Below are 24,644 nucleotides of genomic sequence, written 5' to 3' on the forward strand. Positions count from 1 at the left end.
CACCTCGTCGTGAAACTTGTGGCTCGGCGCCCATTGTTGACGCTTCAGTAACCTAACGCGACCAAGCTTCGATCAGGTTGGTTGCGTTGGAGTATCCTGACAGTGCTGGATTTTAACGAGCTGCGTGAACTCGCAGCTGATGTTCGTGTTTTTGTCGATGTCGCCGAAGACAAGGCAGAGGCGCTCAGAGCGGTCATCGCGGCTTACGACGTGGTGCTGGCGATCTTCCCCGTCGATGACGGCATGGGCCTCCACGTCATCAAGGGCAAGGATATCCTGGACAAGATCGCGGCGTCGCGGACACACGCGATGTACAGCCACACGGCGATCGCGGTTCCGGATCTCGCACATGCCGAAGCGCTCAAGTTCCTGACGACGCCGGTCGAACACCGGATCGCGGCCTAGCCCGGCCGCAAGGGCGTGAAAGTGCGCACCGGCTTTCAGCGATGGAGGCAGGTCGCTCAGCAGTTTTGTCCGACGCGCGGGCTCAAGCGGTTCGCCGCTTCCGTCGCAGGCCGATGCGCGTGCCCGGGAGATTGATGCCAAGCTCGATCGCGCGCGACCTGATCGATGCAATGGGCCGCTTCAGCTTCACGATCATCAGCGTGAGGCTCTTGCCGCTTTCACACATGGATCGAAGCAGCCGGTCGTCGTCTTCCGACCAGCGTTCGTGATTGTAGGTGCGGGCAGCCATGGACGTTTGCCTCTGAGGCCAATGAGGCGGGACCTTAAGCGGGAGAATGTCAAAGGACCCAGCTTCGCCTGTTCTGAGCGCGGCGGCTGGGTGTCAGTTGAAGGGCGGCTTGTTACGCTGCCGCCTGACGCAGAGATAGTTTTTGGGCGTCGATTTTCAACCGACTTACGGATTTGTAATTGCCCGGCGCGAGTGCATCCGCGTCCTCATTTGAACTTTCTTGCCGTTTGCGCGTCTTACAGTTGAAGCGTCCCTAAGCTTCACCTCGACAGAGAACCCCGCTTCCCAAGGGCGGGGTTTTCGCTTTTGGCGCTGCATCAGTTCGCCCGGGATTTCAAGCGCTCTTTGCCGTTGACCCGGCAGCCCTCCAGACCCATTTTTGCGACGGGCAGGGTTTTGAGGAGCCGTGATGCCGAAAACCCTTGTGGAATTCAGAGCGCAGAACCTTCGTTTGCTCGAGCGGCTTTGTCCCGAGGACCCGCGATATATCGCGGCCTGGCTGAAGCAGTTCGATGAGCAGAACGGGATCACAGCAAAAGCTCATCCGAAGTCCGGCAAGAGCACTGCTTCGCCGCGAAGCAAGACTGCCTCGCCCGGGCGCACCAGGTCGACTCTCTCCTCCGACTCACCGCGCTAATCGGCGGCAGCGACAAGCGCGCATGCCTGGGGATGCTTGCGCGCTCGCGACATAACCGAAGCGGCGCAAGCTTACATGACGCATCGTTCGCGAATCCGCGGACCCGGCCCTTCTCACCTTGGAGACTCGTGCGCGGGCTCATTTGCATCCGACGGCTTTGCCGGACCTCGGCGGCAGAGAGCCGCTGGAACGCTCACGGAATGTCCGCCGCCTTCCGATTGTCTCCGATCGAAACCGGCTTGTTCAGGAAATACTCGCGGTTACCTGTCGCAGCTTCGGCGTATTGATCAATGGCGACGATGATGGCCTGGACGTGGGCATAGCACCACCCTTCCCGCGTCGCTCTGCGGCGAACGTCCTCGAGCGCGGTCAGGAAGGGCGACAGGTCTCTCTCGTCGTCGAACCATCGCCTGCTCACCATGTCCTCCCGCCGAGCACCCGGCCTTTGGTCTGGCGCGGCTCTGCCGCCTTCAGCGCGTCGCGTTCGGCGCACAGGCTCTCGACCTTCGCCTCCATCCGCGACAGCAGCGCTTCGGCCGAGGCGGTGCCGATACCCGCCCGCTGGAGCTGGAGGATCTCCTTCCTCTGCCTGCCGATCTGGCTGCGCATCCGTTCGATCTCCCGCCTGAGAAAGTCCAGGTCCGGCATTGTTCCGCCTCGCGAATTCTAGATGTGACCCATGAGAACAAAAACGGAACGAAGAGTCGAGTCCGACGTTCTACGGAAAGCGGAATGGGAGATGTGTGATGGCCGACAACACCCAGAAGGACCCGAAGGATTGGGTTTCCGGCGACGATCCGATGACCGGAGCCCAGGAATCCTACCTCAAGACCTTGGCCGAGCAGGCTCACCAGGACCTGCCTGAGCAGGAGCTGACCAAGGCCGAGGCCTCGGAGCTGATCGACAAGATGCGGCAAAAGGCCGAGCTGGAGGGGTGAGCCGTCCGATTGCGGGAACCCGGCTCCGTGCGTATGCAAACGAAATTGGGAATCGAGAATGCCTTATTTCGTTTGCGCCCGCGACGGAGCGGGCCAGATCATCCTGAAGAGAGACACAAGGGAAGCGGCCGAGAAGAAGGCCGCCGAGCTCCGCGACATGGGCTATTTCGAAGTCGAGATCGTCGCCAAGGGTGACGACGAGACGGCGTGAGGATCATGCTTCCCTCAGCACCTTGAAGGCGCTGAGAATGACGAAAGCACCGAGACCGTAGGTCAGCGCATTCACGACCCAGGAAATGGCGATGCCGGCGAAGGTCGACCCTCCAACCGCTCCCCAGAAGAAATACGCTGCGGTGATGCCCGGCCACTCCAGCCAAAGAAACGCGAAGTCGGTCAGCGGCTCCAGGACGAGGAGCACCGTCGAGACGAGCGCCCCGACGGCCAATGCGATGACGAGGTGTGTCCTCACGGAGAGCATCAAAGACCCAGCAGGCCGGAGATAGCAGGAATGAGGAAAAAGGCGGCGGCCCCGAGTACGAGGCCGACGACAAGGCGTGCCGTGCGGCTGTGAATCTTGGTATCGAGCCACGCACCGATAGCGAACGCAGCCTCTCTCAGCCAGCTGCCCACGACGGCTCTGACGAGATCGAACAGGAGTTCTGCAAGCAATGCGGCCATGGCGTTTGGTCGGCGCGACCGCTGGCGGGGTTCATTGGGCCGGTCATCGCGGTGTCACGATCGGCCAAATGGCCGGCACAGGCGAGTTCGTCATTGTCGGCACGCCATGTCGCGGCCTATACCGTAGCGGAAGGCTCGATCCGGATGTTGCGCATCCTGCACGACCTACGGCCGCCACTCCCCCTGACTTTCAACAACCGATCAGCTCGTAGGATGGGTAGAGCGAAGCGAAATCCATCGAGGGCCTTGCTGCGTGACGAAACAGGATGGGTTTCGCAAGTGCTCTACCCATCCTACGAGCTAACCCAGATTTGCCTTGGGTCTCCTGATCTGCACTCATCAACCTGGCCTTTGGGCTCTCAACGCAAAACGGTGGCTTGAATGAAAACCGCACTTGTCTTCGGCGCAACCGGCTTCATCGGCTCGCATTTGCTGCACGACCTGTTGGACAGTCCCGATTATTCGCGGATTGTGGCCGTGGCCCGCAAGCCGCTGGCGGTGAGCGATCCGAAGCTCACGGTGCTGATCGGCGATCTCGCTTCCCTGCCCGCACTCAAGCCGCAATTGGTTGCGGACGAGATCTTCATTGCGCTGGGGACGACGCGCAAGCACACCCCTGACGAGGCCGAGTACTACAAGATCGATCATGATTATCCGCTGTTGGCGGCCGAGATCGCAAAAGCGAACGGCGCGCGGTCTGTGTTTCTGGTCACGGCCGTTGGCGCCAACGCCGGCTCCGGCGTGTTCTATCTCAGGACCAAGGGCGAGGTGGAGCGCGACATTCTCTCGCTCGATTTCGAGCACACGCATATTTTCCGCCCGTCGATGATCCTCGGCGCGCGCGACGAAGACCGCCCGCGTGAGCGCCTCATCATCGCGATATGGGGCGTGCTCAATCCGCTGCTCCTTGGCCCGGCCGACCGATATCGCGGGCTCGCCGGCAACGACATCGCGCACGCCATCGCCAAAGCCGCGCGGCATCAAACGGAGAAGGTGCGAATCTATCATTGGAAAGAGATGGCGGCACTGCTTCGAACGTGATGCAGCTCGTAGGATGGGTTGAGCCCTTGCGAAACCTTCTCGATCGACGCTCTCCGTCGCCAGCAACGTAAGCTCGTAGATGGGTAGAGCGAAGCGAACCCATCGAGAGCCTTGTTGCGTGACGAAGCATGATGGGTTTCGCAAGTGCTCTACCCATCCTACGAACCAAGTCAGTGTCCGGCGTCCCGCCCCACACTCCGGGAGTCTGGTGCACGTCACCCTAAGTCGAAGCCGCCTCTTCGGGCGACGTTAATCCCAACAGCTTCCAATCAATCCTGCTTCATGAAGATCTCGCGCCGCAACTGCTTTTGCCCCGCTTTGAAATGACCGGGCACCCATTCCTTCCAATTCTCCTTCAGGAAACCGGCGTCCGGGTCGCCCTTGCCCGCCTCCTTGATCTTCTTGACGACATAGCGCGAGTAGAAGTGGTCGAACACGCGCATGAACTCGCCGAAATAGATGTCGGCGACTCTCGTGTTACCGCGGATGACCAGCATATTCTCGTCGTTGGCGTTCTGTGACGGCTGGCTGAAATTTGCAGTGCCGGTGACGACGACCGGGTCGCCTCCCAGCGGATCGACTAGCAGAAACTTGTCGTGAACATAGAAGTTGCGGTTGAAACCGGTCAGCTTCTCGCCGAGGAAGAATTCGAGATCGCCCTTTGAAAGCTTGGCTCCGGGCGCCATGACGCTGTTGCCCGTGACTTTGATTTCGTCGGCAAACTCGTCTCCCGGATCCTTGTCGAACAGCGAGTAGCGGAGAGTATCATCGTCTTTTGCCAGCGCCTTGTAGAGGAAGTCGTCCAGGTTGAAGGCGAACGTGATGCAGGCCATCCGCTTGGCGTCGGCGATGAGATCCGCATACCATTCCAGTGTCGTCGGCTTCGTCTTGTCGTCGCGCGGCGAGTACAGCTGCAAGATGCGATTCTTCGGCGGCAAAGTATGGCGCGCAGGCGTCGCATCGACAGCGAGATTTGCTTTCTTCAGGGGAGCAAGCGTGACGTCCGGTGCAGCCAGGCGCTCCCAATAATCGAGGAAGCTCTGTGCAATCTCACCATCCCATATGACATGGCCGACATTGGAATGGCCGAAGATGCCGCCCGAGGAAATGTTCGTCGACCCCGTCCAGACGGCGATCGGCACGTCGTTGTGGAGCAGAACGATGAACTTATTGTGCCTAATTCCGGCGCGCGACTTCTGCGGCGTGCAGATGCTCTTGATCCTGGCCGCAGCTATCATCTCCTCGTTTTCGTCCACATAGCTTTGTGCCTCGTAGCGGATATCGACGTCGACGCCGGCATTCTTCGCTTTCTTGAACGCCAGGCCGACGGGCTTGTAACGAAACTCGTAAAGCATCGCCCGCAAGGCGTAGTCACCGGGGTTTTGCAGCGTCGAGGGATATTCGATGAACTTGACGAGTGCCTCGAACAGGCCACGGGAAAGCCATTTCATCGCATCCGAGCTGGGATCGTTTTCATCGAGCTCGGTCTTGCCGAACTTGCGTGCGAACGCCTGAGAACCGGCGGCACCGCGGTTGAAATAGATGTCGTGAGTGATTTCTCCCGGCTTGTTTCCACCCTCTTCTGCCTCCGTGCTCACACGAATTTTGGTTGCCGATGCAACATCGAGCTCGAGGAGTTTTGGCTTGCCGTAGACCGGGATGACGCGAAATTCGTAGGTTGTCTCGGGCTTGGCGGTGTAGTCGCCCCATTGAAATGTCTGAATCGGATGCTCCGACGTCGGCACCGGAGTTCCAGGAGCCAGTCCCTCGTCCTTGTGCTTGAAGCGCTTGATCCCTCTAATGAAGTAGCGCTCGTGGATATTGTCGTTCCTGTCGAACTCGGTGCGCTCGATGGCAAAGCCCAATAGTCCGGTCTTCTTGGCTTCCTGGCCCGGTGCGAAGTCCCAAGCCAGCGTAACGACGTGCAGTCCAGCAATTGCGCGCACGTGCAATACGGCGCCTTCTTCAAATTCGCGCACGGAGATCCCCCAATTTTGTCCCTGCGCAATATGCAGGGGGTCGCGTTCCCTCAACGAGAACACGTGCATCTTTTCACGTGAACAATCCAAAGTCGAGACACCTCGTGGAAGATCACTGCAGCTGCCGTCGGAAAGGGACTCATCGGGTGCCGTCAGCATCGTGTGTCCGGCTGGGAATCTTCGCTGACGCTTCGGCTTCGCGCGAGCCTTCCCCCTGCCCCTCCTCCCCGTTTCCTGCTATTTCCTACCCCGCCGTCCCGGCCCAAGACAAAACCCTCCGTCCGTTCCAGGGAGCAACAACCATGCGATACCTCCACACCATGCTGCGCGTGCGCAATCTCGATGTCGCGCTGAAATTCTATGTTGATGCTTTCGGCTTGAAGGAGGTGCGGCGGATCGAGAACGAGAAGGGGCGGTTCACGCTGGTGTTCCTGTGCTCGGCGGACGATCTCGAAGCCTTGAAGAAGCAGCCGCCGACCCGCGGGGCGCCGCTGGTCGAGCTCACCTACAATTGGGACGAGGAGAAGTATGGCGAGGATCGCTTCTTCGGCCATCTCGCCTATGAGGTCGACGACATCTACGCCACCTGCGAGAAGCTGATGAAGGCGGGCGTCACCATCAACCGTCCCCCGCGCGACGGCAACATGGCCTTCGTCCGCTCGCCGGACCTGCACTCGATCGAGCTGCTGCAGAAGGGCGATCCGAAGCCGCCGCAGGAGCCCTGGGCGTCGATGCCCAATACCGGCCATTGGTAGGCCCTTTCGCGCAGGAACAAGCGCCCACTGCCCGCGTTCACCCTCCAAGCGATGCGATTGGAGGAGGATGCGATGGCGAGAGGGCTGTTGCTGTGGATGCTTGGCGTGCCGATCCCGGTGATCATTCTGTTGTGGCTGTTCTTCGGCCGCTGAGTGAAAGGCTTGAACTTTGCAATGAAAGCTCCGCCGCGTGCGGAGCTTTTTGCATGAGGGGCACGATGCAATCGCGCATCGCTCAGTGCGCCGAATTCCGCTATCACCCGCAGCAAGCGACAATGCGGGGAGACGCTTCATGCCTGACACCAAGCTGACGATCTGGGGCCGCGCCAACTCGGTCAACGTGCAGAAGGTGCTGTGGTGCTGCACCGAGCTCGGCCTCGCTTACGAGCGCATCGATGCCGGCATGCAATACGGCAAGACGCGCGAGGCCGAATATCTGTCGATGAATCCCAATGCGCGGATTCCGACGCTGGTCGAGGGCGACTTCGTGCTGTGGGAATCCAATTCGATCATGCGTTATCTCTGCATGGCGCATGGGCGCGGCACGCCGATCTACCCCGAGGCGCCGAAGCAGCGCGCCTCGGTCGACCGCTGGCTCGACTGGACGCTGGCGACGGTGCAGCCGGTCGACCGCCCGGTGTTCTGGGGCATCGTGCGCACCGCGCCCGCCGAGCGCGACATGATCCAGGTGCAGCGCGATGCCGATGCCGCTGCCGAGGTCTGGGCGATCGCCGACCGCCTGCTCGCCACGCGCCGCTTCATCGAGGGCGATACGTTCACGCTGGCCGATATCGCGGTCGGATCCTATGCGCGGCGCTGGCTCGGGGTCGAGGGCATCAGCCGGCCGGCACAGCCGCACCTCACGCGCTGGCTCGCCGAGCTCGGCAAACGGCCGGGGTTTGCGCAATTCGTCGCACCGCCGATGTCGTGAGCACCTCGCGCGGGTCAAGCTGCGGCGATCGCGCGGGGAATCCTCGTTCCGGCGCGCGCCCCGCGGCGTCACGGCCGCGCTTGACGGCTACTGTGCATGGGGTTGTTTTCTCAACTTTTGACGTGCGCTAGCGCCAGCCGCGCTCGACCAGCAGCACGGCGATGATCAGCAACAGCGTCACCGCGGCGGTCGCAAGGCGCGCGGTCCAGCTGAGGCCGCGGCCGACCCACCACAGCAGCGCGCAATACATCAGCACGGGAACGATGATGTCGAGCCGCACCAGATCCGCAGGCATGGCCTTCAGCGCCGGATGGTGTCGACGCTGATCGCGCCGCCGAGCTGGACGCAGGTCCCGGTGCCCTCGACCATCACGAAGCGCGGGCCGTACGCTGCGCAGGAGCCTGCCTTCGCCTTCCCGGCCGTGCTGCCGGCCAGCGGCAGCGCCTTGCCCGCCTGTGGCGGCTCGGCAGGCGGCAGGCGCAGGCTCTCGGCCGCGGTCGCGGACGTGGCCAGCAGACAGAGCAGGATGAGGAGCGGTGTGCGCATCGCCGCCTTGTAGCCCGGACCGGCCGCGCGCGCCATCGGGCGGTCCGCGATCAGAGGAACCTGACGCCGGCCGACTTGCCGCGGCGCCAGATCACCTGGCAGCTCCGCCCGGTGCGCGCATCGCGCGCGAAGGCCATCCGGATCACGCCGGGAAGCTGGCTTGCGTCCTCGTCGAGGGTGATCTTGGCACCCGAATCCGAAATGTCCTGAACCAGGCAATGCCGCGCGGCGAATCCGCCGTCCAGCGTAATCCAGGCGTGCTGCGACAGCAGCTTGCGGGCTGCGCGCTTCTTCGGCGGTGGCATCAGCAAAATCTCCCCATCCAGCGCTACGCAGGGAACCCTAACAAACCGTTGAAATCGCCTCCGAATGATCCCGGGCTTGGGGCTATCCACCGGAGCCAAAAGACCGTTCCCGAACGGCTTGCCCGGGAGCGCAAAGGCCACTATACGTTCGCCCGCTGCAAGCCGCCGGACCCTGTTCGGCCGGCCAGCGGCCGTGCCGGGACAATCGGCAGGGCCCTGTGTTTGCTCCCTTCGTCTATCGGTTAGGACGCCACCCTTTCACGGTGGAGAGAGCGGTTCGATTCCGCTAGGGAGCGCCAGCCAGTCCGCAATCCCCCTCACCGCTGCTCCAGGAAGCTACTGCCGACCTTCGCGCAGGCAAGCCCGACGGTATAGACGTGGATCCCCTCGATCAGGCAATGGTCGGGATTGAGGCCCAGCAGCCCGATCGAGCTTTCGGCATCGAGCGCCTCCGGTGCGCGGACGACGATGCAGGGATAATCCGCCGCGAGCTTCGCGTAGCTGTCCGGACGAAAGTTGTTCTTGAGCACGCGCGTGTAGCCGTTGTGGTCCAGCAGCGGGATCCTGAAGACGCTCGCATAGGCCGCAGAGAACCTGTCCCGCATCGCCTTGTCGCCCCAGAGCTGCACCGTCATGTCCCAGCCGTGGTTCATGTCGTTCTCCGGCGCGCGCACGAACATGCTGGAGACGTTGGCGCAGGCGGGGCCTGCCGCGACCACGGCCTTCGAGAGCCTGGCTCCGATCGCGTTCAAGCGATACGAGTGCAGCGCTGCGCCGCGGGCTTCGATCAGCGTCCCCGCGCTGATCGCCACGCACAGGCTGCCAGCGAGCAGGCTCAGCGCGGCCGACGGGATCGCCGGGACGAGCCGTCTGACCTGCACCACGACAAGGACCAGTACGCCACCCGTCAGCACCCACGGCAGCAGCATGTAATGGACCGCGTAATGCTTCGACGTTGCCACGAGGTGCGCGGCATAGATGAGGACGGCGGCACCGAGCGTCAGGCTGACCGGATCCCGCCAGCTCCGGCTCTTGACACACCAGGCCACCGCCACGGCCGCGGCGACGACGTACACGCCAAGCACGAGCGGCGCGGCTTTGACGATCGCGGCCATGTTCGACCAGAATATTCCGAAATCAATGAACCCTGGCTCGCCCTCGCCGTAATTTCCCTTGTGGGTGGCGATTTGCGCAAGCCATCCGAATCCGCGCGTGATCGTTCCCGGATTGAAGATCAGGCTGAAGCCAACGAAGCCGATCGCCCCCGCGATCGCAGCGGCGACGAACGCGCGCCTGTTTCTGAGCAGGCACACGGCGAACAGCGCCTGCGGCAGGTAGAGATATTTGGTCGAAAATCCGACGGCGAAGATGACCCCGGAAACGACGCCGAGCCCCGTCCCCGGCGGGCGCGCATCGAGCGCGGCCTTGATCACGATCGCCATGCCGAACAGCGCGAAGGCGGCCATCAGGCTTTCCGGCGCAAGCACGGTCTGGAAGTGAAACGAGTCGGAGTGCACGAACGCACCGGCCTGAAACAGCATCGCAGCGATCGCGCTCTGGGTCGTCCGACCGACGATGAGTCCGCCGGCCAGCAACGCGCCAGTGAGCGCCAGCGCCTCTCCGGTTCGGCCTGCCCATGTGATGGCATCGTAGTGTTCGAGCCCGAACGCGACGACATCCCCGGCCCCGGCGACCAGAGCCCAGCCCCTGACGATCAACGCGACGAGCAGCGTCGTCGTCGTACCCGGGTGATCGAATTTCAGCGAGCCGTATCCCGCCGCCATCGCCAGCCCGTTCATCGTGTAGGCCGATTCCGGATCGACCTGGACGCCCCAAACGGCCTGGTAGGCCGAATAGAGCAACGTCGCCGCCAGATACAGCGACGGCACGATGAGGATCAGCAGCGTTCTGATCCTTCCGCTCAACCGTGCGTCGGGATAGCAATCGTCTGACATACTCGAACCGTGGCTTCCGCGGCCTAGATCGCCTTGATCTTGAAGAAGGCGAAAGCCACCATCTTCAGCAACATCCAGCCATGGCGAAACCTGGAGATCTGAGTCTCGCCGTACGTGCGCGCGGCGTAGCGGATCGGGAGATCCACGGTCTTCAGGTTGAGCTTCGATGCGCCGAAGATCAGGTCGAAGTCGCCGAACGGATCGAAATCACCGAAATAGGCCTTGCCGGCCTTCAGGCGCTGATAGTCGCTGCGGCGCAGAACCTTGGTGCCGCACAGCGTGTCGGTATAGCGCTGATTGAGCAGCCAGGAGAACAGATAGGAGAAGATCTTGTTGGCGATCAGGTTGAGGAAGCGCATCGCGCCATCGTCCATGGGATAGACCAGGCGCGATCCGTTGACGAATTCGCCCTTGCCCGCCTGCAGCGCCTCGACGAATTTCGGAATCTGCTCCGGCGGCATCGTCAGGTCGGCGTCGAGAATGATCAGCACGTCGCCGCGCGCCGCGTCGAAGGCGGTGAAGACGGCGTCGGCTTTGCCCTTGCCCGGCTGCCGCATCACCTTGATGTCCTTGGATGGATGCGCCTGCTTGACCCGCTCCATCTCCTCGAACGTACCGTCCTGGCTGTGACCTTCGATGAAGATGATCTCGATGTCGCTGCAGAAGTCGGGAATTCGCAGGACCGCAGGCTCGATATTGCCGCGTTCGTTGCGCGCCGGGACGACGACGGTGGCCGAAGCGAATTCTTCCCTCGCGCTGCGGCCGGAGCGAGCGACCAGATAATGTCGAAGCGCCAGTTGGCGGATCCCCGGGAGCACGCTGACGAAACGATTGAGAAAACGGCCGACCCCGAACATCCCGACCGGAGAGAGCACGCGTTGCTCCGACTTCACCGGATCGAAATCCGCAAGCCTGGCAAGGCTGCGCAGGTCGGTCGGCGACAGCACGTTCTGGTCCGGTTGCGGCATCCGCAGGCCGACGAATTCGGCGAATTTCAGCAGGGGATACCAGAGATGCGAGAAGTAGCCGATCACCAGGCGCGTATTCCGCGTACAGAACGGATGCAGCTGGGCGATGAACCTCTGACAATCCTCCACCGAACCGATCGTATCGAGGACGAGGATATAGTCGAACGGACCTTGCAGCCCATCGAGCGTCGCGGGGTCTTCGGCATCGCCTTCGATGAAGGTGAGATCGGGGTGGCGCTGCCGCGCGATCGTGATTTGCTTGCGACAGAGATCGACCCCGACGCCATGTGATGGCGCAAGACTCGCGAGTGTATCGCCGATGCCGCAACCAATGTCGAGGACGCGGCTTCCCGGCGGGATCAGAAACCGGAGATAGCGCTCATCCTCGTCGTGAAAAAAGCGGTTCCTCTCACGCCACGCCACGCGATCCGCGGCGATCCGGTCGGCGTGATCTAGAATTCCTGCCTTCCGCGGGGACAGGCAGTCGGAGACGACTGTCATGTCCATGGCAAGACGCAGGTTTCATTGAGCCTGCTCGAACTGAAACGGACCGCAAAATTCAACGCCGCGGCGCAGGACGCCGCAGCCACCAAATTAGACATCAATATGGTCCCCCAGACCTAATCGTACTCAAGCGCAACTGGAGAGCGAGATCAACAGGAAGAATCATCGACGTGGATCGCCGGATATGCCGCCATCCATTCGTCCTCGGCCGGCGACGATGAGCGGCAAAATCCGTTACCCGGCATGAACTCCCCAGCCCTCACCCGCAACCAATGTCTGAAGGAAACCACCGCCGCGGCGGCGCCGCGCATTGAAGGATCTGGTTCGACTCATGGAGCAGGGCAAGCCGACCTTGGAAGGCCAGTCCGGCCTCCCCTCCACGACGACCACGCCACTGGCATGGATGCGCCGCACCGCGCCATATTCGCCGGAGCGACGCGCCAAAATGCTCGAGCACATGGCGCGCGCCCGGTCGGCGCCGCGGCCCCAGGCCGATTTTGCGCCGGCCGCACCCGTGCCGTCTGGCAGCAGCGCCAAGGACGTTGTTAGCGATGTCATCGCCTACGTCGTCCTGTTCGGTGTCGGCGGGCTACTCTTCCAGTCGCACGTTCCTCTCTATTTCGGCGCGTTTCTGTTCCTGACCGACGGCGAGCGCATTGAACGCGCACTGGCAAGCATCGGTATCCGCCTCGAGCCCGAAACGATCGGCCCAGACCTCGTCAAGCGCTCTGTATTCTGGTTCGGATGGTTCGCGTTGCTCGGCGCTTTGAAAGGCTCCGTCCCCGTGTGGCTCGCACCATGGATGCCTCCGACCGAGTCATGGCCTTCCCTGGCAGGCATTGCCCTTCTGCTCGCCGTCGTCGAGGCATTGACGCCGCTCGCATTGCGGCGCGCATTGCCGCGTTTAGGATGGGAGATCCGCCCGGACGGCCCGACGTGGAGGACGATCCAGTTCGCCGTGGCCGCTGCCGCGCTGACTATTCTGGTGCTGTTCGGACTCCTCTAGGGGCCGCCGCGGAGCGCCGTGTCTTCGCTGCACCCTGAGTGGACAACGCTGTGCGATTGCCTGTAGCACAACGGGGCTTTATGCCGCGCGCCCTACTGTGCCGCCGAGCCGCGCATTTACTGAAAATTTACCCCTGCTCTTGGGCTTCAGTATCATTTGCTTAGAGTTTCGCAGTTACCGTGAAAGTACGGAAGTCATCCAAAGCAGATTGGCGCTCATGTCCGTCGCAGAATTCCTGAGGCAGCGAGCAGTGGATGTTGCGGTCAGCGGCAGCTACTCGCTGCCCCGCTGGTACGATTGCGAGGGCAAGCTCCGCAGCTTCGCCTGCCGGACCAAGCGCGTCTCACCCTTCCGGATGATCGTGGACGTGCCTGTGGTCGGCAAGGTCGGCGAGCGCTTGACCTCTTACTTCCAGGATTTCGGCGAATTCCAGGGCACCATCAGTGCGACATTGAAGGCAGGCTTCCTGATGGAGCTCGAGATGACGCGGGCGCGGCGCGCCTGGATGTCGGAAAAGCTGACCTGGCTGGAGAAGAAGCAGAAGGATGCCAGCGTTCGGGAGCTGCGGCGTGACGCGCGTTTCGTTCCGCAGATCTCGCACACCGTCCTGACCCTCGCGGACGGCAGCAGCCATTCCTGCTTCATCATCGACGTCTCGACGGCCGGCGTCGCGGTGTCCTCCGAATACGATCCGGCGATCGGAACCCCGCTTGCTGTCGGCGGCTGCGTCGGGCGGGTGATCCGCAAGTTCGACCACGGCTTTGCGGTCAAATTCGCCGAAAAGCAGGACCGGGACGACCTCGGCCGCCTGATCGTGCGCGCGCCCTTGCTGAAGTCGGCCTGACCCTCCGCCACGCCGCCCTATAGCGGCCCCAATGCCGGATCAGCTTTTGCAGGTCTGTGCCTCGGGCCGGACGTCATTTTGCAGACTTGCGATCGGGGGACCGAATGGCAGTCGACAAGATCACGGCTGAAAAGATCAAGGTTGGTAAGATCACCTGGGACAGGGTCGGCCGGGTAACCGAGCCCGGACGCTACATGTACACGTTCGGCTGGCTCACCATCACCGCCGGCGATCTCGAGATCTGGAAGCGATACCCGCAGGCCGCGTTCACGCTGCTGGCGCAGAGTTCCGAATCGCCCGACTCCACCGGCGAGGAATTCCATCTCGGCGCCTTCGACGTCGCACCCGACGCGCCGCCTGCGATCACCACGCACTGAGCTGGAAAAAGCGCGGACCGTCGCGGGAACGCCTGGCATGGGCGTTGCTTTATCATCGCCATGATACACATCCCTGCCGTCGATCAGGCCTTTCTGTTGCTGCTCATCGTCCTCTGCCTCGGCACGTGCCTCGTCCGCGCGTTCTGGGAGCTGGAGCGGTTGCGCGCACGCCGGATCGACGCCCCGCGCCACGGGCGCATAGCGAAGCGAGACTAGGACCGGCCGCCGCCGGGCCATGTGCGCCGAGAATCGAAGAAACCAACGCATTGCCTTGATCTGGCTTGCAAATCTCAATCCCGCGCCCGCCGCGCACTCGTTGCCATGGATGACGAGCATCTTTTGTCATGCAATTGATTGCGCTTGTATTCCACCTCGTAACGGGAGAGGAGCGCATGAACGGCAGCTGTCGCGCGTGTTAAGCGACCCGACAGCCGGCGCATGACACATGGTCGCATCGGTGAACGTAGATAAGCGGATCAAGGGAACCTATTTTCGGCGCCAATGTACCTGATCGAAGCGCTCCCCACCGTCATTGGAACTGCCGCCATCGCCCCGGCGCTGCTGATGCTCTGGCTCGTCATCGCCGCCGAAGAGCGTCCCGGCCCGCCGGCCCAGGTCTGGACCGCATTCCTGCTGGGGGCGGCCAGCATTTCACTCCTGGGTCTCGCGCGCGCCCCCTTCGCCAAGATGGTCGCCGCCCCGGACGACCCCTGGGCGGCGCTGGCCATGCATTCGATCTTCGGCGTCGCGCTGCCCGAGGAGGCCGTCAAGGTGATCGCCATCGTGCTGGTCTCTTCCACCAAGCGGCGGACCTTTGCCAATCCGATGGACACCGTGGTCTACGGCGCCGCGGTCGGCCTCGGCTTCGCCGCCTACGAGAACCTCGCCTACCTGGTCCAGCACGCCGACATGTGGCGCTCGCTAGCCGCGCTGCGCAGCGTCCTGACCGTGCCCTTCCACGGTGCGCTCGGCATCATCGCGGGCGCCTACCTGACCATTGCGCGCGCCGGCACGGCGCTGGGCGCGAACCGCCATCATCGCGATTGGGCCCGTCTCTCCAGCCGCCTGCTGATCTTCGCCGGCCCGCTCGCGCTGCATTCGGCCTTCGACTTCCCGTTGCTGACGCTCCAGCGCATGCCCGATCTCGATCCCAGCTTGCGCATGTGGCTGGGCGCGGCGAGCCTGTTGATCGGCTTCGGCTCGATCGCCTTTGCCATCCGCCTGGTCCGGCGCGTCGCTCGCCACCATGCGCCGCGGACCGATGTCGCACGCGAGCGGCTCAGCCAGCTGCGCCGGATGTGGGCGCTGCTGCTCGCCGGCGGCGGCATCGGATTTGTCGGGCTCGCCTTCGTCCTGACCTCGATCCATCACTGGCTGATCAACCCCGAGCGTAACCTGACGCTGGCGCTGATCCCGATCGGTTTCGTCTCGATCCTGCTCGGCCTTGCGCTTCTGATTGTCACATCGGCGATCTACATTCTCGGCCGCAACCGCATCCGCACCAGCGCGGAGGGCTTCTCCTCGGCGCCCGGCGGTACTTGATCCACCGCATGGCGAACGCGCCATCGGCCTACTAGATTGGGGTAATCCTCTCGTTCCGGAGCCCGACGATGACATCGCCCGAGGAATTTGGTCGCCTCCAATCCGAGATGAACCAGGCGGTCAAGACGCATTGGAAGGCTTTTCTGTTCGAAGGCATCCTGCTTGCCGTCCTCGGCATTGCCGCGCTTGTCCTGCCGCCGCTCGCCAGTCTTGCGACCGCGATCTTCCTCGGCTGGATGTTCCTGATCGGCGGCATCGGCGGACTGATCGCGACCTATTGGGCGCGCAGCACGCCGGGTTTCTGGTGGTCGCTGATCTCGGCTGCGCTGGCCGTGCTCACCGGCATGCTGCTGTTGGCCCGGCCGATGCAGGCCGTGCTGACGCTGACCATCGTGCTCGGCGCCTATTTCCTCGCCGAGGGCGTCGCCACCATCATGTACGCGCTGGAGCACCGCCGCGAGCTCAGCGGCCGCTGGTCGTGGCTCCTGATCTCGGGCCTCGTCGACATCGCGATCTCGTTCATGGTGATCACGGGACTGCCAAGCTCGGCGGAGTGGGCGATCGGCGTCCTCGTCGGTATCAACCTGCTGTTCGGCGGTGCCACCCTGATCGGCATGGCGCTGGCGGCACGCAAAAACAACACCTGAAACGCGCGTTGCGTCTTGTGCCGTCTTGGGGGGTGACAAGGCGCCAGCGGCACGCTATATGGCCTTCCCATGATCACCGTCGCCACCAGCTATTTTTGGTACTTTAGCTACGACAGCTCGCTGGCGGCGGGAGGATCGCGCTCAATCTAAAACATTGCAGCAAACGTCCGAACAGCCGCCAGACCTGGCGGCTTTTTTATTGGCCGGCAGGTTCTAGAACAGACAGGAGCCCGCCGTGCTGAGCACGACCGACGATCTTCGTATCCGCGAACTGAAAGAGCTGAGCACGCCTGAAGAGGTGATGCGGGAAGTCCCCCGTACGCTCACCGCAACGCGTGTGGTGATGGCCGCGCGCAACGCCATCCACGCCATCCTGAGCAATCAGGACGACCGCCTTCTGGTCGTCGTCGGCCCATGCTCGGTGCATGATCCCAAGGCCGCGCTCGACTACGCCGAGCGCCTGGCGAAACTGCGCGAGGATCTCGCCGATCAGCTCGAGATCGTGATGCGGGTCTATTTCGAGAAGCCGCGCACGACGGTCGGCTGGAAGGGCCTGATCAACGATCCCGACCTCGACGGCAGCTTCGACATCAACAAGGGCTTGCGGCTCGCGCGCAACGTGCTCGCGGCCGTGAACAATCTCGGCCTGCCCGCCGGCACCGAGTTCCTGGACATGACCACGCCGCAATACATCGCCGACCTCGTCTCCTGGGCTGCGATCGGCGCGCGCACGACCGAGAGCCAGATCCATCGCGAGCTGGCATCGGGGCTGTCCTGCCCGGTCGGCTTCAAGAACGGCACCGACGGCAATGTGCGGATCGCGGCCGACGCGGTGAAATCAGCCTCGCATCCCCATCATTTCATGGCCGTCACGAAGCTCGGCCGCTCGGCGATCGCCTCGACCGCCGGCAACGAGGACTGCCACATCATCCTGCGCGGCGGAGCTGAGCCGAACTACGACGCGGCAAGTGTTGCAGCCGCCTGCAATGAATTGACCAAATCCGGCGTTGCCCCGCTGGTGATGGTCGATGCCAGCCATGCCAATTCGAGCAAGAAGCCGGAGAACCAGCCGCTGGTGATGGCCGATATCGCCCGCCAGATCTCGGGCGGCGAGAGCCGCGTCATGGGCGTGATGATCGAGAGCAATCTCGTCGCCGGCCGCCAGGATGTCGTGCCGGGCAAGCCGCTCACCTATGGGCAGAGCATCACTGACGGTTGCATCGACTGGGCAACGACGTCGAAGACGCTCGAGCAGCTCGCCGACGCCGTCGAGATCCGCCGCAACACCCAGCGCGCGGGACTGCACGAGAGGTCAGCCTGACGGATCACTGGGTTAGATGGCTCGTTCCTCACCTCTCCCCGACGGGGAGAGGTGAAAGTCTCAGCAGCCGCGGCAGATGCTTTTGATCTTCTTGTCGAGCGCCTGGTTTTCCTTGCTGAGCGGATCGTTCGCATCGCTCAGATTCTTCTCGCTCGGCACATCCCCGGCACGCGGCTGGCGATGACCGACCGGCGCCGGCAACACCGATCCGGACGATGCGCCGCTTGATGTCGATCCCTTGGAGCCGCCGGTCTGCGCAACAGCCGCGCCGCCAAGCAAGACCACGAGCGATGTTGCCAGCATGATCTTCTTCATGTCCGTTTCTCCATTCTCAAATCAGCGTCCATGCCATCGCCCCTCATGTCTCGGGCGGATAGAGATGAACGTCGCCGCAATAGTCGACGATACGATAGCGCGTTTCCGATTCCGCTTCACGCGCCTCGTCCGCGGTATTTTGCACCGCCAACACGTAATTCGGCCCTACCGGCGACTTGCCGGCGCCGCCGGGAATGTCGATGACATAGTCCGGTTGACACAGGCCCGACACCCGTCCGCGCAACTGCCGCATCAAGTCCTGGCCTTGCGCCAGCGTCGTTCGCAGATGCGCCGTGCCCGGCGCGAGATCGCCGTGATGCAGGTAATAGGGCTTGATCCGGCATTCGACGAAAGCTCGCATCAAATCCGACAGCGCGGCGATGTCATCGTTGACGCCGCGCAACAGCACGGACTGGCTCACAAGCGGTATACCAGCATCGACGAGCCGCGCACAGGCGGCGCGCGCGGGCCCCGTCAGTTCCCGCGCGTGGTTGGCGTGTACCGCGACCCAGGTGGCCGCGCCCGCGACCTTCAGCGCCGCAACCATCTCCGCGCTGACGCGTGCAGGTTCGGCCACGGGAACGCGGGTATGAAGACGGATGATCTTGACGTGATCGATGGCCGCAAGATCGGCCATGATCTCGCTCATCCGCCGGGGCGACAGCATCAGGGGATCGCCGCCGGTCAGGATCACTTCCCAAATCTCGCCATCCGCCCGGATGTAGTCGATCGCGGCGCGATAGGCACTCTCCGACAACGCATTGTCCTTGCCGGGGCCGACCATCTCGCGGCGGAAGCAGAAGCGGCAGTAGACCGCGCAGACATGAACGAGCTTGAACAGCACGCGGTCGGGATAGCGGTGCACAATTCCGGCGACCGGCGAATACGGGTGATCGCCGATCGGATCGGCATTCTCGCCCGGCCGCGCCTCGAGCTCGGCCGAGGTCGGAACGAACTGCCGCGCGATGGGATCGTCGGGATCCGTCGGGTCGATCAATCCGGCCAGATCAGGCGTGATCGCCACGGCATAGCGCGCGGCAACGCGTTCGAGCGCCGGCAGCGCCGCTGCGGGCGCCAGCCCCTCGGCCACCAGCTCGGCAGGTTCGCGCAGAGTGCGTGCAAGGTTGGTCTTTGTCATCTCTCATCCGCAGGGGGTGTCCATACCACCTGATCAATTCGTATTGCGCCGCTCGCCAGCATCACCAGCCGATCGAAGCCGAGCGCGACACCACTTGCCTCCGGCATTGCGGCAACCGCCGTCAGAAAATCCTCGTCGAGCGGATAGGTTTCGCCGTAGCGGCGCTGCTTCTCCGTCATCGATTCCGTGAAGCGTTTGCGCTGCTCCTCGGCATCGGTCAGCTCTCCAAAGCCGTTGGCGAGCTCGACGCCGCAGGCATAGACCTCGAAACGTTCGGCGACCCTCGGATCGACCGTCTTCACCCGCGCCAGCGCCGCCTCTGGAGATGGGTATTCGAACAGGATGGTCAAACGCCCCTGCCCCAGCTGCGGCTCGACATGCTCGACCAGGACCTTGCTGAAGATGTCCGACCAGGTGTCGTCCTCGGCGACACAGACCTTTCCGGCTGCCGCCGCGGCCAGCGCCGCACGGTTACCCTCGCCGCCCGAAATTGTCGACAGCAGGTCGATGCCGGCAAAGTGCTCGAAGGCGCCCGCGACCGTCAGGAGCTCCGGCTCGGCGAAGGGATCGGCGGTCCGGCCGCGGAAGGAGAAGGTCCCGATCCCGGTCGCCTGCGCCGCACGGGCGATCACCACGACGCAATCAGCCATGATGGCATCATAGGGGGCGCCTGCCCGGTACCATTCCAGCATGGTGAACTCCGGCAGATGCAGGTCGCCGCGCTCGCGGTCCCGGAACACCCGTGCGAACTCGAAAATCCGCGTCTCGCCCGCCGCCAGCAGCTTCTTGCAGGCGAATTCAGGCGAGGTCCGCAGGTATCGGCTGGCCCGGCTGCCGTCCGGCCGCATGATCTCGGTCCGGGGGGCGTGCAGATGGGTCTCGTTGCCCGGAGAGACCTGGAGAACGGAGGTTTCGACCTCCACAAACCCTTGTTCGGCGAAAAACCCCCGCAAGGCTCCGGTCACGGCGGCCCTGGCCTGGAGGAACGGCCGCCGGTCGAGGTGCCGCGAGGGCGACCAAAACGGCGACATCGGCTTGTCCCCAGCCATCAACCGACCGCCCCGACCGGCAGCAAAGTGCTGGCATCCAACGGCAAAATCAGTATGTTGCGGCCCGAAACGGGCGCCGAGGTCCGATTTGAGGCCCCAAGTCCCACATCAATTCGACCACGTCCTGGCTGGTGCCGGGCCAAGCAAGCAGGAAATACAGCTTTGAGAGTCATCGCCAGTTCTATTCGCAAGGGCAACGTGATCGAGCAAGACGGCAAGCTCTACGTCGTCGTGAGCGCCGAGAACATCCATCCCGGCAAGGGTACCCCGGTCAGCCAGATCGAAATGCGCCGAATCTCGGACGGGGTAAAGATCTCCGAGCGCTACAAGACCACCGACCAGGTCGAAAAGGCCACGATCGAAGAGCGCAACTACACCTTCCTGTACGAAGACGGCGACGGCTTCCACTTCATGAACCCCGAGACCTACGACCAGGTCCAGGTCTCCAAGGACGTGGTCGGCGACGCGGCCGCCTATCTTCAGCCAGACATGACCGTCAAGCTGTCGACCCACGACGTCAATGTGGTGTCGATGGCGCTGCCGCAGCGCGTGACGCTCGAAGTGGTCGAAACCGAGCCCGTGACCAAGGGGCAGACCGCCTCCTCGTCCTACAAGCCGGCGGTGCTCTCCAACGGCGTGCGCACCACCGTGCCGCCGCACATCTCGGTCGGCACCCGTATCGTGGTGATGACCGAAGACGGCTCCTACTCCGAGCGCGCCAAGGACTGACGGGGAACCGAGCGATCGCAACAGGTACCGCCGGGGGGCGAGGCAGTGGTCGGGAAGGGTTTCCGCTTCGTCTCGCTGCATCTGGCGCTGCTTTCGCTCCTCCTTGCCACTCCCCTCGCTGCGGATGAATTCCGCAGCCCCTCGCTGACGGCCCTGCGCGTCGACTGGCGCGCGGCGCTCGACCAGCTTCGCAGCGAGATCAACAGCCGTCCCCAGATTGCGGGCGACTTCATCTTCGCACCCCGCCGTACAGTGCCGCGCTACGACCCGCGCGCGATGCCCGCACTGGTGCAGCTCAACGCGATCTCCTCGCGCTTCTTCACCGGCATTACCCGAAGTCCCGTCCCCGTGCTGCTGCCGTTCGACGCCGCCGCGTATCTCGATGCGCAGCGCAGCGGCGCGCCGGCTACGCTCGCGCTGTCGCGCTACCAGGCCGATTTCAATCCTGTCGACATGTTCGATGCCGGGCCCGCCGGCTACAGCGCGACCTTCTCGCTCGATCCAGGCGCCGGTGAGGGCATGCCAAGCCGGGTGTACGCAAGGCCTGTCGAGGTGCAGATCACGGGCTCGGCGCTCGTCTACGACATCGCCGATCCCGCCGGGGGCAAGGGCGAGCCAGTCAAGCCGCTCGCAGTAGCCTATCCGGATCTGCGCAGGTTCATCCGGGAAGGCTATGTGCGCTACGCCTTCACCCGCTTCGGCGCCGCCTATGTGGTGTCGATCCAGTGCCTCGACAGCGTCGCGAGGCCGCGGCGGCTCGCCTGCAAGGAGGCCTATCCGGTCGCCGAGCGTTTCCTGAAGGCGCTGCGCATCGCTGGCGGCCAGCGCATGCGGCCACTGACGGACGTTGCCTCCAACATCATCGCGCGCCCCGCGGTGCGTTCACCGGATTTCAGCTACCGGCCGAGCGGCGACATCATCCCGAACACCGGCTACCGCAAGCAGGGCGGCCATCCCGACGCTATGGCCTACGCCCAGATCCGCTTTCCGCTGGAGAAGGCGCCCGCCTTCGTGCGCTCGCAATCCTACGGCAAACGTGACAAGAGCGAAGGCCCGACCGCCTTTCCCTGGCGCGACAATTTCTGCGAGTCGCGCAGTTTCGAAGTGTGGCAATGCGGCGGAGGCTACGGCCATCAGGGCGAGGACATCCGCGCCGCCGACTGTCCGCCGCCCGGCGAAGGCCGCGAGCCCTGCGATCCCAAGCAGCGCGGCGTCGTCGCCGTGCGTGATGCAATCGTCATCCGCGGTGTCAAGGACCAGGCGGCGACGCTTCAGGTCAATAGCCGCACCGAGCACATCCGTTTCCGCTACATGCACATGAATCCGCACGCGATGAACGCCGACGGCCTCGTCAACGGCCGCCTCGTCAGCGAAGGCGAGAAGATCGGCGTGGTCTCGAACTATCTCGACCGTCCCGCCGGAACGTCGCTGCACCTGCATTTCGACGTCCAGGTATTCACCCGCGACGGCTGGATCTGGGTCAATCCCTACGTCACGCTGGTCTCGGCCTATGAGCGGCTGATCCGCGCGCGCGGCCGCGAGATCGGCCCGGAGATCGCAATCACGTCGCAACCGGTGGCCCATGCGCTGCCGCAGGACGTGCTCAAGCCCGACTTGCGCGAGGGGGCGGGCGGCGAGGAGAACTGAGAGCGTACTCGTTCGTTGCCGGAGCGTGCATCTGGTCGCGCATCTCGCCGGCTCGAACGAAGAAGGACAGGTTGATGAGTGTCGGACTGATCGGTCTTCTCGACGACATCGCGGGGATCGCAAAGGTGGCTGCAGCCTCGCTTGACGATGTCGCGGCCCAGGCTGCCAAGGCGGGCACAAAGGCGGCCGGCGTGGTCATCGATGATGCGGCGGTCACGCCGAACTACGTCATCGGTTTTGCATCGAAACGCGAACTGCCGATCGTCGGGAAGATCGCGATCGGATCGCTGCGCAACAAGCTGCTGATTCTGCTGCCCGTTGCCCTGTTGCTCGGCTATTTCCTTCCCGCCGCGGTCACGCCGCTGCTGATGCTGGGCGGCGCCTTTCTCTGCTATGAGGGCGCCGAAAAGGTGCTCGAAGCCGTGCTGCCGCATCATGCGCACCAGCACGAAGCTCAGCTGCAGCCGATTGCGTTGAATACGCGATCGGTCGAGGACGAGAAGGTCGCAAGCGCCATCAAGACGGATTTCATCCTGTCGGCTGAGATCATGGCGATCACGCTGGCGGCTATCCCTGCGGGCAGCATCTGGACGCAGGCGCTGGTGCTGGCGCTGGTCGGCGTCTTTATCACCGTTGGGGTCTATGGCGTGGTCGCCTTGATCGTGAAGGCGGACGATGTCGGCATCGCCCTTGCGCGCTACGGCGGCACTTCACTCGTTGGTCGCGCGATCCGCTTGCTTGGACGCGCGCTCGTCCGCGGCATGCCCGCCTTCCTGGCGGTGCTGAGCGCGATCGGCACCGCCGCCATGATCTGGGTCGGCGGCGGCATCATCCTGCACGGCATCGAAAAGTACGGCCCGCCCGCAATTGGTGACACGGTCCATGCCGCAACCGAGGCTGCCGCACATCTCCTTCCATCCGTTGCCGGCATCGTCGAATGGTCGGTCGAGGCAGCCATCTCGGGCGCGCTTGGACTGCTCATCGGCGCGGTTGCCATTCCGGTCGTCGAATACGGACTCGCACCGGCATGGAAACGGCTGAGGCGATCGCGATCGGCCTGAGCACGGCCGTCGCGAATGCCCCGTGTAGGCTACTCCAGGAAAGTCGTCAGCTGCGCGCCTTCATCGGCCACGAACACCGCAATCAACTCCGCCGGCTCCGTCATACTGGCATTGGCCGAGACCAGGTGCGTCGAGCCCGGTGGTTCGAAGAAGGACTGGCCGACGCCGAACGTCTCGACCGGGCCGCCGCCGAGTTGCGAGCGGATCTCGCCCTTGGTGATGTAGGCGGTAACGGATCCCGCGTGGCGATGCGGCCGCGAAAACCCGCCCGGACCATAGAACACGCGCACGATGGTGACGCGCTTGCCCGGGACGTTCGGCAGCGCGTAGGAGCCGATCGGCTCGACCTTGTCGAGCGGCGAGCCCTCCGCGGCCGTGGCGCAGAGCGGGGTCAGTACGCCTGCGACGGTGTCCATCGTCACCGGCAGCGTCTTGCCGATCGCGAGCGCGCAGGCGACCCCTGCGACGACGGCGAGCGTCGTCGAACGCGACGGCGCCGGCCACTGCACGGCAGAAAAGCTCATGGCTGTCATCGTGATCTCCCCTTGCCTCCGTCAGGACGCAGCGGCGGCCGTTGCGACCGGCCGCTTTGCAGGCGTCCAGCGAAACGCCGCGCCGAAGCGGTTCCAGACGTTGATCGAGGCGACGGCCGAGGTCAGGTACGTCAATTCAGTCTCGGAGAATTCGCCGGACGCTTCCGCATAGACCTCGTCGCCGACGCCGTCGGGCAGACAGGTCAGCGCCTCGGCCCAGGCGAGCGCAGCCCGCTCGCGCGGCGAAAAGATCGGCGCCTCGCGCCAGACCGCGACCAGATGGAGCTTGTCGACGGGAACGCCGATCCGTTCCGACAGCAGGACGTGGTGCTGCACGCAGAAGGCGCAGCCGTTGATTTGCGAGGCGCGCAGCTTGACCAGTTCGAGCAGTTGCTTGTCGAGGCCGGCCTTGGCCGCAAGCTGGCCCAGCGCCAGCACCAGATCATACGCATCGGGCGCGATCCGTTTGAAATCTTCATATTCGCTGCGGGCGTGTGACATTGC

Annotated in this window: 31 protein-coding genes and 1 tRNA gene; 16 read left to right on the forward strand and 16 right to left on the reverse strand. The window is 63.6% G+C overall.

Features of this window, described 5'->3' with window-relative positions:
• Positions 1-102: 102 nt before the first annotated feature.
• Positions 103-405, forward strand: coding sequence for a hypothetical protein (locus ACNJYD_RS20220; RefSeq protein ID WP_212257008.1), 303 nt, complete (start codon positions 103-105; stop codon positions 403-405).
• 82 nt (positions 406-487) lie between these two features.
• On the opposite strand, the gene ACNJYD_RS20225 is transcribed toward ACNJYD_RS20220, so the two are convergent.
• From ACNJYD_RS20225 to ACNJYD_RS20235, 3 genes are all read right to left on the reverse strand, one after another.
• Positions 488-694, reverse strand: coding sequence for a hypothetical protein (locus ACNJYD_RS20225; RefSeq protein WP_197958740.1), 207 nt, complete (start codon positions 692-694; stop codon positions 488-490).
• An 830-nt stretch (positions 695-1,524) separates the two neighbouring features.
• Positions 1,525-1,749 carry a hypothetical protein gene (locus ACNJYD_RS20230; RefSeq protein WP_085974320.1) on the reverse strand — a complete coding sequence of 75 codons (225 nt, stop codon included), beginning with the start codon at positions 1,747-1,749 and terminating at the stop codon, positions 1,525-1,527.
• Positions 1,746-1,979 (reverse strand): hypothetical protein, encoded by a 234-nt coding sequence (locus ACNJYD_RS20235; RefSeq protein ID WP_439363126.1) that lies wholly within the window; start codon positions 1,977-1,979, stop codon positions 1,746-1,748. Before ACNJYD_RS20235 ends, ACNJYD_RS20230 begins: the two co-directional genes overlap by 4 nt.
• Positions 1,980-2,077: 98 nt before the next feature.
• Between ACNJYD_RS20235 and ACNJYD_RS20240 the strand changes: the two genes are divergently transcribed.
• The gene (locus ACNJYD_RS20240) at positions 2,078-2,269 is read left to right on the forward strand and encodes a DUF3072 domain-containing protein (protein WP_439363127.1); all 192 of its coding nucleotides are present in this window, start codon (positions 2,078-2,080) and stop codon (positions 2,267-2,269) included.
• A 58-nt stretch (positions 2,270-2,327) separates the two neighbouring features.
• Positions 2,328-2,480 (forward strand): hypothetical protein, encoded by a 153-nt coding sequence (locus ACNJYD_RS20245; RefSeq protein WP_172789552.1) that lies wholly within the window; start codon positions 2,328-2,330, stop codon positions 2,478-2,480.
• A 3-nt stretch (positions 2,481-2,483) separates the two neighbouring features.
• Here ACNJYD_RS20245 and ACNJYD_RS20250 read toward each other — a convergent pair whose 3' ends face one another.
• Together ACNJYD_RS20250 and ACNJYD_RS20255 are read right to left on the reverse strand one after the other, a co-directional pair.
• Positions 2,484-2,747, reverse strand: a complete 264-nt coding sequence (locus tag ACNJYD_RS20250) for a hypothetical protein (RefSeq protein ID WP_439363128.1) — start codon at positions 2,745-2,747, stop codon at positions 2,484-2,486.
• The gene (locus tag ACNJYD_RS20255) at positions 2,747-2,947 is read right to left on the reverse strand and encodes a hypothetical protein (RefSeq protein WP_439363129.1); all 201 of its coding nucleotides are present in this window, start codon (positions 2,945-2,947) and stop codon (positions 2,747-2,749) included. The genes ACNJYD_RS20250 and ACNJYD_RS20255 overlap by 1 nt, the downstream gene beginning before the upstream one ends.
• 381 nt (positions 2,948-3,328) lie before the next feature.
• On the opposite strand from ACNJYD_RS20255, the gene ACNJYD_RS20260 reads away from it, so the two are divergent.
• Positions 3,329-3,988, forward strand: coding sequence for an oxidoreductase (locus tag ACNJYD_RS20260; protein ID WP_439363130.1), 660 nt, complete (start codon positions 3,329-3,331; stop codon positions 3,986-3,988).
• 269 nt (positions 3,989-4,257) lie between these two features.
• On the opposite strand, the gene ACNJYD_RS20265 is transcribed toward ACNJYD_RS20260, so the two are convergent.
• Entirely contained in the window at positions 4,258-6,126 is a 1,869-nt protein-coding gene (locus ACNJYD_RS20265) for a hypothetical protein (RefSeq protein WP_260383568.1), read from the reverse strand.
• Between the two features lie 143 nt (positions 6,127-6,269).
• On the opposite strand from ACNJYD_RS20265, the gene ACNJYD_RS20270 reads away from it, so the two are divergent.
• Both ACNJYD_RS20270 and ACNJYD_RS20275 read left to right on the forward strand, forming a co-directional pair.
• Positions 6,270-6,722: a VOC family protein gene (locus ACNJYD_RS20270; RefSeq protein WP_172789182.1), complete on the forward strand. Its 453-nt coding sequence runs from the start codon at positions 6,270-6,272 to the stop codon at positions 6,720-6,722.
• Positions 6,723-7,014: 292 nt separating this feature from the next.
• Positions 7,015-7,653, forward strand: coding sequence for a glutathione S-transferase family protein (locus ACNJYD_RS20275; protein WP_172789181.1), 639 nt, complete (start codon positions 7,015-7,017; stop codon positions 7,651-7,653).
• A 127-nt stretch (positions 7,654-7,780) separates the two neighbouring features.
• Here ACNJYD_RS20275 and ACNJYD_RS20280 read toward each other — a convergent pair whose 3' ends face one another.
• From ACNJYD_RS20280 to ACNJYD_RS20290, 3 genes are read right to left on the reverse strand one after another with little or no spacing between them, the layout of a single operon-like run.
• The gene (locus tag ACNJYD_RS20280) at positions 7,781-7,948 is read right to left on the reverse strand and encodes a hypothetical protein (RefSeq protein ID WP_172789180.1); all 168 of its coding nucleotides are present in this window, start codon (positions 7,946-7,948) and stop codon (positions 7,781-7,783) included.
• A 5-nt stretch (positions 7,949-7,953) separates the two neighbouring features.
• A complete protein-coding gene (locus ACNJYD_RS20285; RefSeq protein WP_212258770.1) occupies positions 7,954-8,199 on the reverse strand; it encodes a hypothetical protein in 246 nt (81 codons plus the stop codon).
• Between the two features lie 50 nt (positions 8,200-8,249).
• Positions 8,250-8,504, reverse strand: a complete 255-nt coding sequence (locus tag ACNJYD_RS20290) for a PilZ domain-containing protein (protein WP_172789179.1) — start codon at positions 8,502-8,504, stop codon at positions 8,250-8,252.
• Between the two features lie 224 nt (positions 8,505-8,728).
• Between ACNJYD_RS20290 and ACNJYD_RS20295 the strand changes: the two genes are divergently transcribed.
• Positions 8,729-8,803 (forward strand) — tRNA-Glu (locus tag ACNJYD_RS20295).
• Positions 8,804-8,821: 18 nt separating this feature from the next.
• Here ACNJYD_RS20295 and ACNJYD_RS20300 read toward each other — a convergent pair.
• Both ACNJYD_RS20300 and ACNJYD_RS20305 read right to left on the reverse strand, forming a co-directional pair.
• Complete coding sequence (locus ACNJYD_RS20300; protein ID WP_439363131.1) at positions 8,822-10,429, reverse strand: hypothetical protein; 1,608 nt, start codon at positions 10,427-10,429, stop codon at positions 8,822-8,824.
• 53 nt (positions 10,430-10,482) lie between these two features.
• Positions 10,483-11,934 carry a glycosyltransferase gene (locus ACNJYD_RS20305; protein WP_433996079.1) on the reverse strand — a complete coding sequence of 484 codons (1,452 nt, stop codon included), beginning with the start codon at positions 11,932-11,934 and terminating at the stop codon, positions 10,483-10,485.
• A gap of 328 nt (positions 11,935-12,262) precedes the next feature.
• On the opposite strand from ACNJYD_RS20305, the gene ACNJYD_RS20310 reads away from it, so the two are divergent.
• From ACNJYD_RS20310 to ACNJYD_RS20335, 6 genes are all read left to right on the forward strand, one after another.
• A complete protein-coding gene (locus ACNJYD_RS20310; RefSeq protein ID WP_212258659.1) occupies positions 12,263-12,937 on the forward strand; it encodes a hypothetical protein in 675 nt (224 codons plus the stop codon).
• Positions 12,938-13,154: 217 nt separating this feature from the next.
• Positions 13,155-13,781, forward strand: a complete 627-nt coding sequence (locus tag ACNJYD_RS20315) for a PilZ domain-containing protein (RefSeq protein WP_172789177.1) — start codon at positions 13,155-13,157, stop codon at positions 13,779-13,781.
• A gap of 104 nt (positions 13,782-13,885) precedes the next feature.
• Positions 13,886-14,158, forward strand: a complete 273-nt coding sequence (locus ACNJYD_RS20320) for a hypothetical protein (RefSeq protein WP_260383564.1) — start codon at positions 13,886-13,888, stop codon at positions 14,156-14,158.
• Positions 14,159-14,659: 501 nt separating this feature from the next.
• Positions 14,660-15,700: a PrsW family glutamic-type intramembrane protease gene (locus ACNJYD_RS20325; RefSeq protein WP_439363132.1), complete on the forward strand. Its 1,041-nt coding sequence runs from the start codon at positions 14,660-14,662 to the stop codon at positions 15,698-15,700.
• 68 nt (positions 15,701-15,768) lie between these two features.
• Positions 15,769-16,347, forward strand: a complete 579-nt coding sequence (locus ACNJYD_RS20330; RefSeq protein WP_439363133.1) for an HdeD family acid-resistance protein — start codon at positions 15,769-15,771, stop codon at positions 16,345-16,347.
• 235 nt (positions 16,348-16,582) lie between these two features.
• Complete coding sequence (locus tag ACNJYD_RS20335; protein WP_311739340.1) at positions 16,583-17,668, forward strand: 3-deoxy-7-phosphoheptulonate synthase; 1,086 nt, start codon at positions 16,583-16,585, stop codon at positions 17,666-17,668.
• A 60-nt stretch (positions 17,669-17,728) separates the two neighbouring features.
• Here the strand turns inward: ACNJYD_RS20335 and ACNJYD_RS20340 are convergent, their stop codons facing one another.
• Genes ACNJYD_RS20340 through epmA form a run of 3 tightly spaced genes read right to left on the reverse strand, consistent with a single transcriptional unit; the run spans position 17,729 to position 20,170 of the window.
• Positions 17,729-17,983: a hypothetical protein gene (locus ACNJYD_RS20340; protein WP_172789172.1), complete on the reverse strand. Its 255-nt coding sequence runs from the start codon at positions 17,981-17,983 to the stop codon at positions 17,729-17,731.
• Between the two features lie 43 nt (positions 17,984-18,026).
• Positions 18,027-19,121 (reverse strand): lysine-2,3-aminomutase-like protein, encoded by a 1,095-nt coding sequence (locus tag ACNJYD_RS20345; RefSeq protein WP_439363134.1) that lies wholly within the window; start codon positions 19,119-19,121, stop codon positions 18,027-18,029.
• Positions 19,118-20,170 (reverse strand): EF-P lysine aminoacylase EpmA, encoded by a 1,053-nt coding sequence (gene epmA / locus ACNJYD_RS20350; RefSeq protein ID WP_439363135.1) that lies wholly within the window; start codon positions 20,168-20,170, stop codon positions 19,118-19,120. The genes ACNJYD_RS20345 and epmA overlap by 4 nt, the downstream gene beginning before the upstream one ends.
• 162 nt (positions 20,171-20,332) lie before the next feature.
• On the opposite strand from epmA, the gene efp reads away from it, so the two are divergent.
• From efp to ACNJYD_RS20365, 3 genes are all read left to right on the forward strand, one after another.
• Positions 20,333-20,899, forward strand: a complete 567-nt coding sequence (efp, locus tag ACNJYD_RS20355) for an elongation factor P (RefSeq protein ID WP_260383560.1) — start codon at positions 20,333-20,335, stop codon at positions 20,897-20,899.
• 45 nt (positions 20,900-20,944) lie between these two features.
• Positions 20,945-22,546 (forward strand): M23 family peptidase, encoded by a 1,602-nt coding sequence (locus ACNJYD_RS20360; protein ID WP_439363136.1) that lies wholly within the window; start codon positions 20,945-20,947, stop codon positions 22,544-22,546.
• A gap of 74 nt (positions 22,547-22,620) precedes the next feature.
• Complete coding sequence (locus ACNJYD_RS20365) at positions 22,621-23,607, forward strand: DUF808 domain-containing protein (RefSeq protein WP_172789167.1); 987 nt, start codon at positions 22,621-22,623, stop codon at positions 23,605-23,607.
• Between the two features lie 29 nt (positions 23,608-23,636).
• Here the strand turns inward: ACNJYD_RS20365 and ACNJYD_RS20370 are convergent, their stop codons facing one another.
• Positions 23,637-24,140 (reverse strand): cupin domain-containing protein, encoded by a 504-nt coding sequence (locus ACNJYD_RS20370; protein ID WP_439363137.1) that lies wholly within the window; start codon positions 24,138-24,140, stop codon positions 23,637-23,639.
• 21 nt (positions 24,141-24,161) lie between these two features.
• Positions 24,162-24,641: a carboxymuconolactone decarboxylase family protein gene (locus tag ACNJYD_RS20375; RefSeq protein WP_172789165.1), complete on the reverse strand. Its 480-nt coding sequence runs from the start codon at positions 24,639-24,641 to the stop codon at positions 24,162-24,164.
• Between the last annotated feature and the right edge of the window lie 3 nt (positions 24,642-24,644).

Origin of the sequence: Bradyrhizobium sp. SPXBL-02, from assembly GCF_051853065.1 — a bacterium.
Classification (GTDB): Bacteria; Pseudomonadota; Alphaproteobacteria; order Rhizobiales; family Xanthobacteraceae; genus Bradyrhizobium.

Coding starts and splice junctions, on each gene's coding strand:
- ACNJYD_RS20280 (WP_172789180.1), bottom strand. CDS start 7,948: ATGCCTGCGGATCTGGTGCGGCTCGACATCATCGTTCCCGTGCTGATG.
- ACNJYD_RS20250 (WP_439363128.1), bottom strand. CDS start 2,747: ATGCTCTCCGTGAGGACACACCTCGTCATCGCATTGGCCGTCGGGGCG.
- ACNJYD_RS20260 (WP_439363130.1), top strand. CDS start 3,329: ATGAAAACCGCACTTGTCTTCGGCGCAACCGGCTTCATCGGCTCGCAT.
- epmA (WP_439363135.1), bottom strand. CDS start 20,170: ATGGCTGGGGACAAGCCGATGTCGCCGTTTTGGTCGCCCTCGCGGCAC.
- ACNJYD_RS20340 (WP_172789172.1), bottom strand. CDS start 17,983: ATGAAGAAGATCATGCTGGCAACATCGCTCGTGGTCTTGCTTGGCGGC.
- ACNJYD_RS20255 (WP_439363129.1), bottom strand. CDS start 2,947: ATGGCCGCATTGCTTGCAGAACTCCTGTTCGATCTCGTCAGAGCCGTC.
- ACNJYD_RS20330 (WP_439363133.1), top strand. CDS start 15,769: ATGACATCGCCCGAGGAATTTGGTCGCCTCCAATCCGAGATGAACCAG.
- ACNJYD_RS20270 (WP_172789182.1), top strand. CDS start 6,270: ATGCGATACCTCCACACCATGCTGCGCGTGCGCAATCTCGATGTCGCG.
- ACNJYD_RS20345 (WP_439363134.1), bottom strand. CDS start 19,121: ATGACAAAGACCAACCTTGCACGCACTCTGCGCGAACCTGCCGAGCTG.
- ACNJYD_RS20310 (WP_212258659.1), top strand. CDS start 12,263: ATGGAGCAGGGCAAGCCGACCTTGGAAGGCCAGTCCGGCCTCCCCTCC.
- ACNJYD_RS20365 (WP_172789167.1), top strand. CDS start 22,621: ATGAGTGTCGGACTGATCGGTCTTCTCGACGACATCGCGGGGATCGCA.
- ACNJYD_RS20370 (WP_439363137.1), bottom strand. CDS start 24,140: ATGACAGCCATGAGCTTTTCTGCCGTGCAGTGGCCGGCGCCGTCGCGT.
- ACNJYD_RS20315 (WP_172789177.1), top strand. CDS start 13,155: ATGTCCGTCGCAGAATTCCTGAGGCAGCGAGCAGTGGATGTTGCGGTC.
- ACNJYD_RS20275 (WP_172789181.1), top strand. CDS start 7,015: ATGCCTGACACCAAGCTGACGATCTGGGGCCGCGCCAACTCGGTCAAC.
- ACNJYD_RS20320 (WP_260383564.1), top strand. CDS start 13,886: ATGGCAGTCGACAAGATCACGGCTGAAAAGATCAAGGTTGGTAAGATC.
- ACNJYD_RS20290 (WP_172789179.1), bottom strand. CDS start 8,504: ATGCCACCGCCGAAGAAGCGCGCAGCCCGCAAGCTGCTGTCGCAGCAC.
- ACNJYD_RS20325 (WP_439363132.1), top strand. CDS start 14,660: ATGTACCTGATCGAAGCGCTCCCCACCGTCATTGGAACTGCCGCCATC.
- ACNJYD_RS20375 (WP_172789165.1), bottom strand. CDS start 24,641: ATGTCACACGCCCGCAGCGAATATGAAGATTTCAAACGGATCGCGCCC.
- ACNJYD_RS20305 (WP_433996079.1), bottom strand. CDS start 11,934: ATGGACATGACAGTCGTCTCCGACTGCCTGTCCCCGCGGAAGGCAGGA.
- ACNJYD_RS20285 (WP_212258770.1), bottom strand. CDS start 8,199: ATGCGCACACCGCTCCTCATCCTGCTCTGTCTGCTGGCCACGTCCGCG.
- ACNJYD_RS20235 (WP_439363126.1), bottom strand. CDS start 1,979: ATGCCGGACCTGGACTTTCTCAGGCGGGAGATCGAACGGATGCGCAGC.
- ACNJYD_RS20245 (WP_172789552.1), top strand. CDS start 2,328: ATGCCTTATTTCGTTTGCGCCCGCGACGGAGCGGGCCAGATCATCCTG.
- ACNJYD_RS20240 (WP_439363127.1), top strand. CDS start 2,078: ATGGCCGACAACACCCAGAAGGACCCGAAGGATTGGGTTTCCGGCGAC.
- ACNJYD_RS20265 (WP_260383568.1), bottom strand. CDS start 6,126: ATGCTGACGGCACCCGATGAGTCCCTTTCCGACGGCAGCTGCAGTGAT.
- ACNJYD_RS20225 (WP_197958740.1), bottom strand. CDS start 694: ATGGCTGCCCGCACCTACAATCACGAACGCTGGTCGGAAGACGACGAC.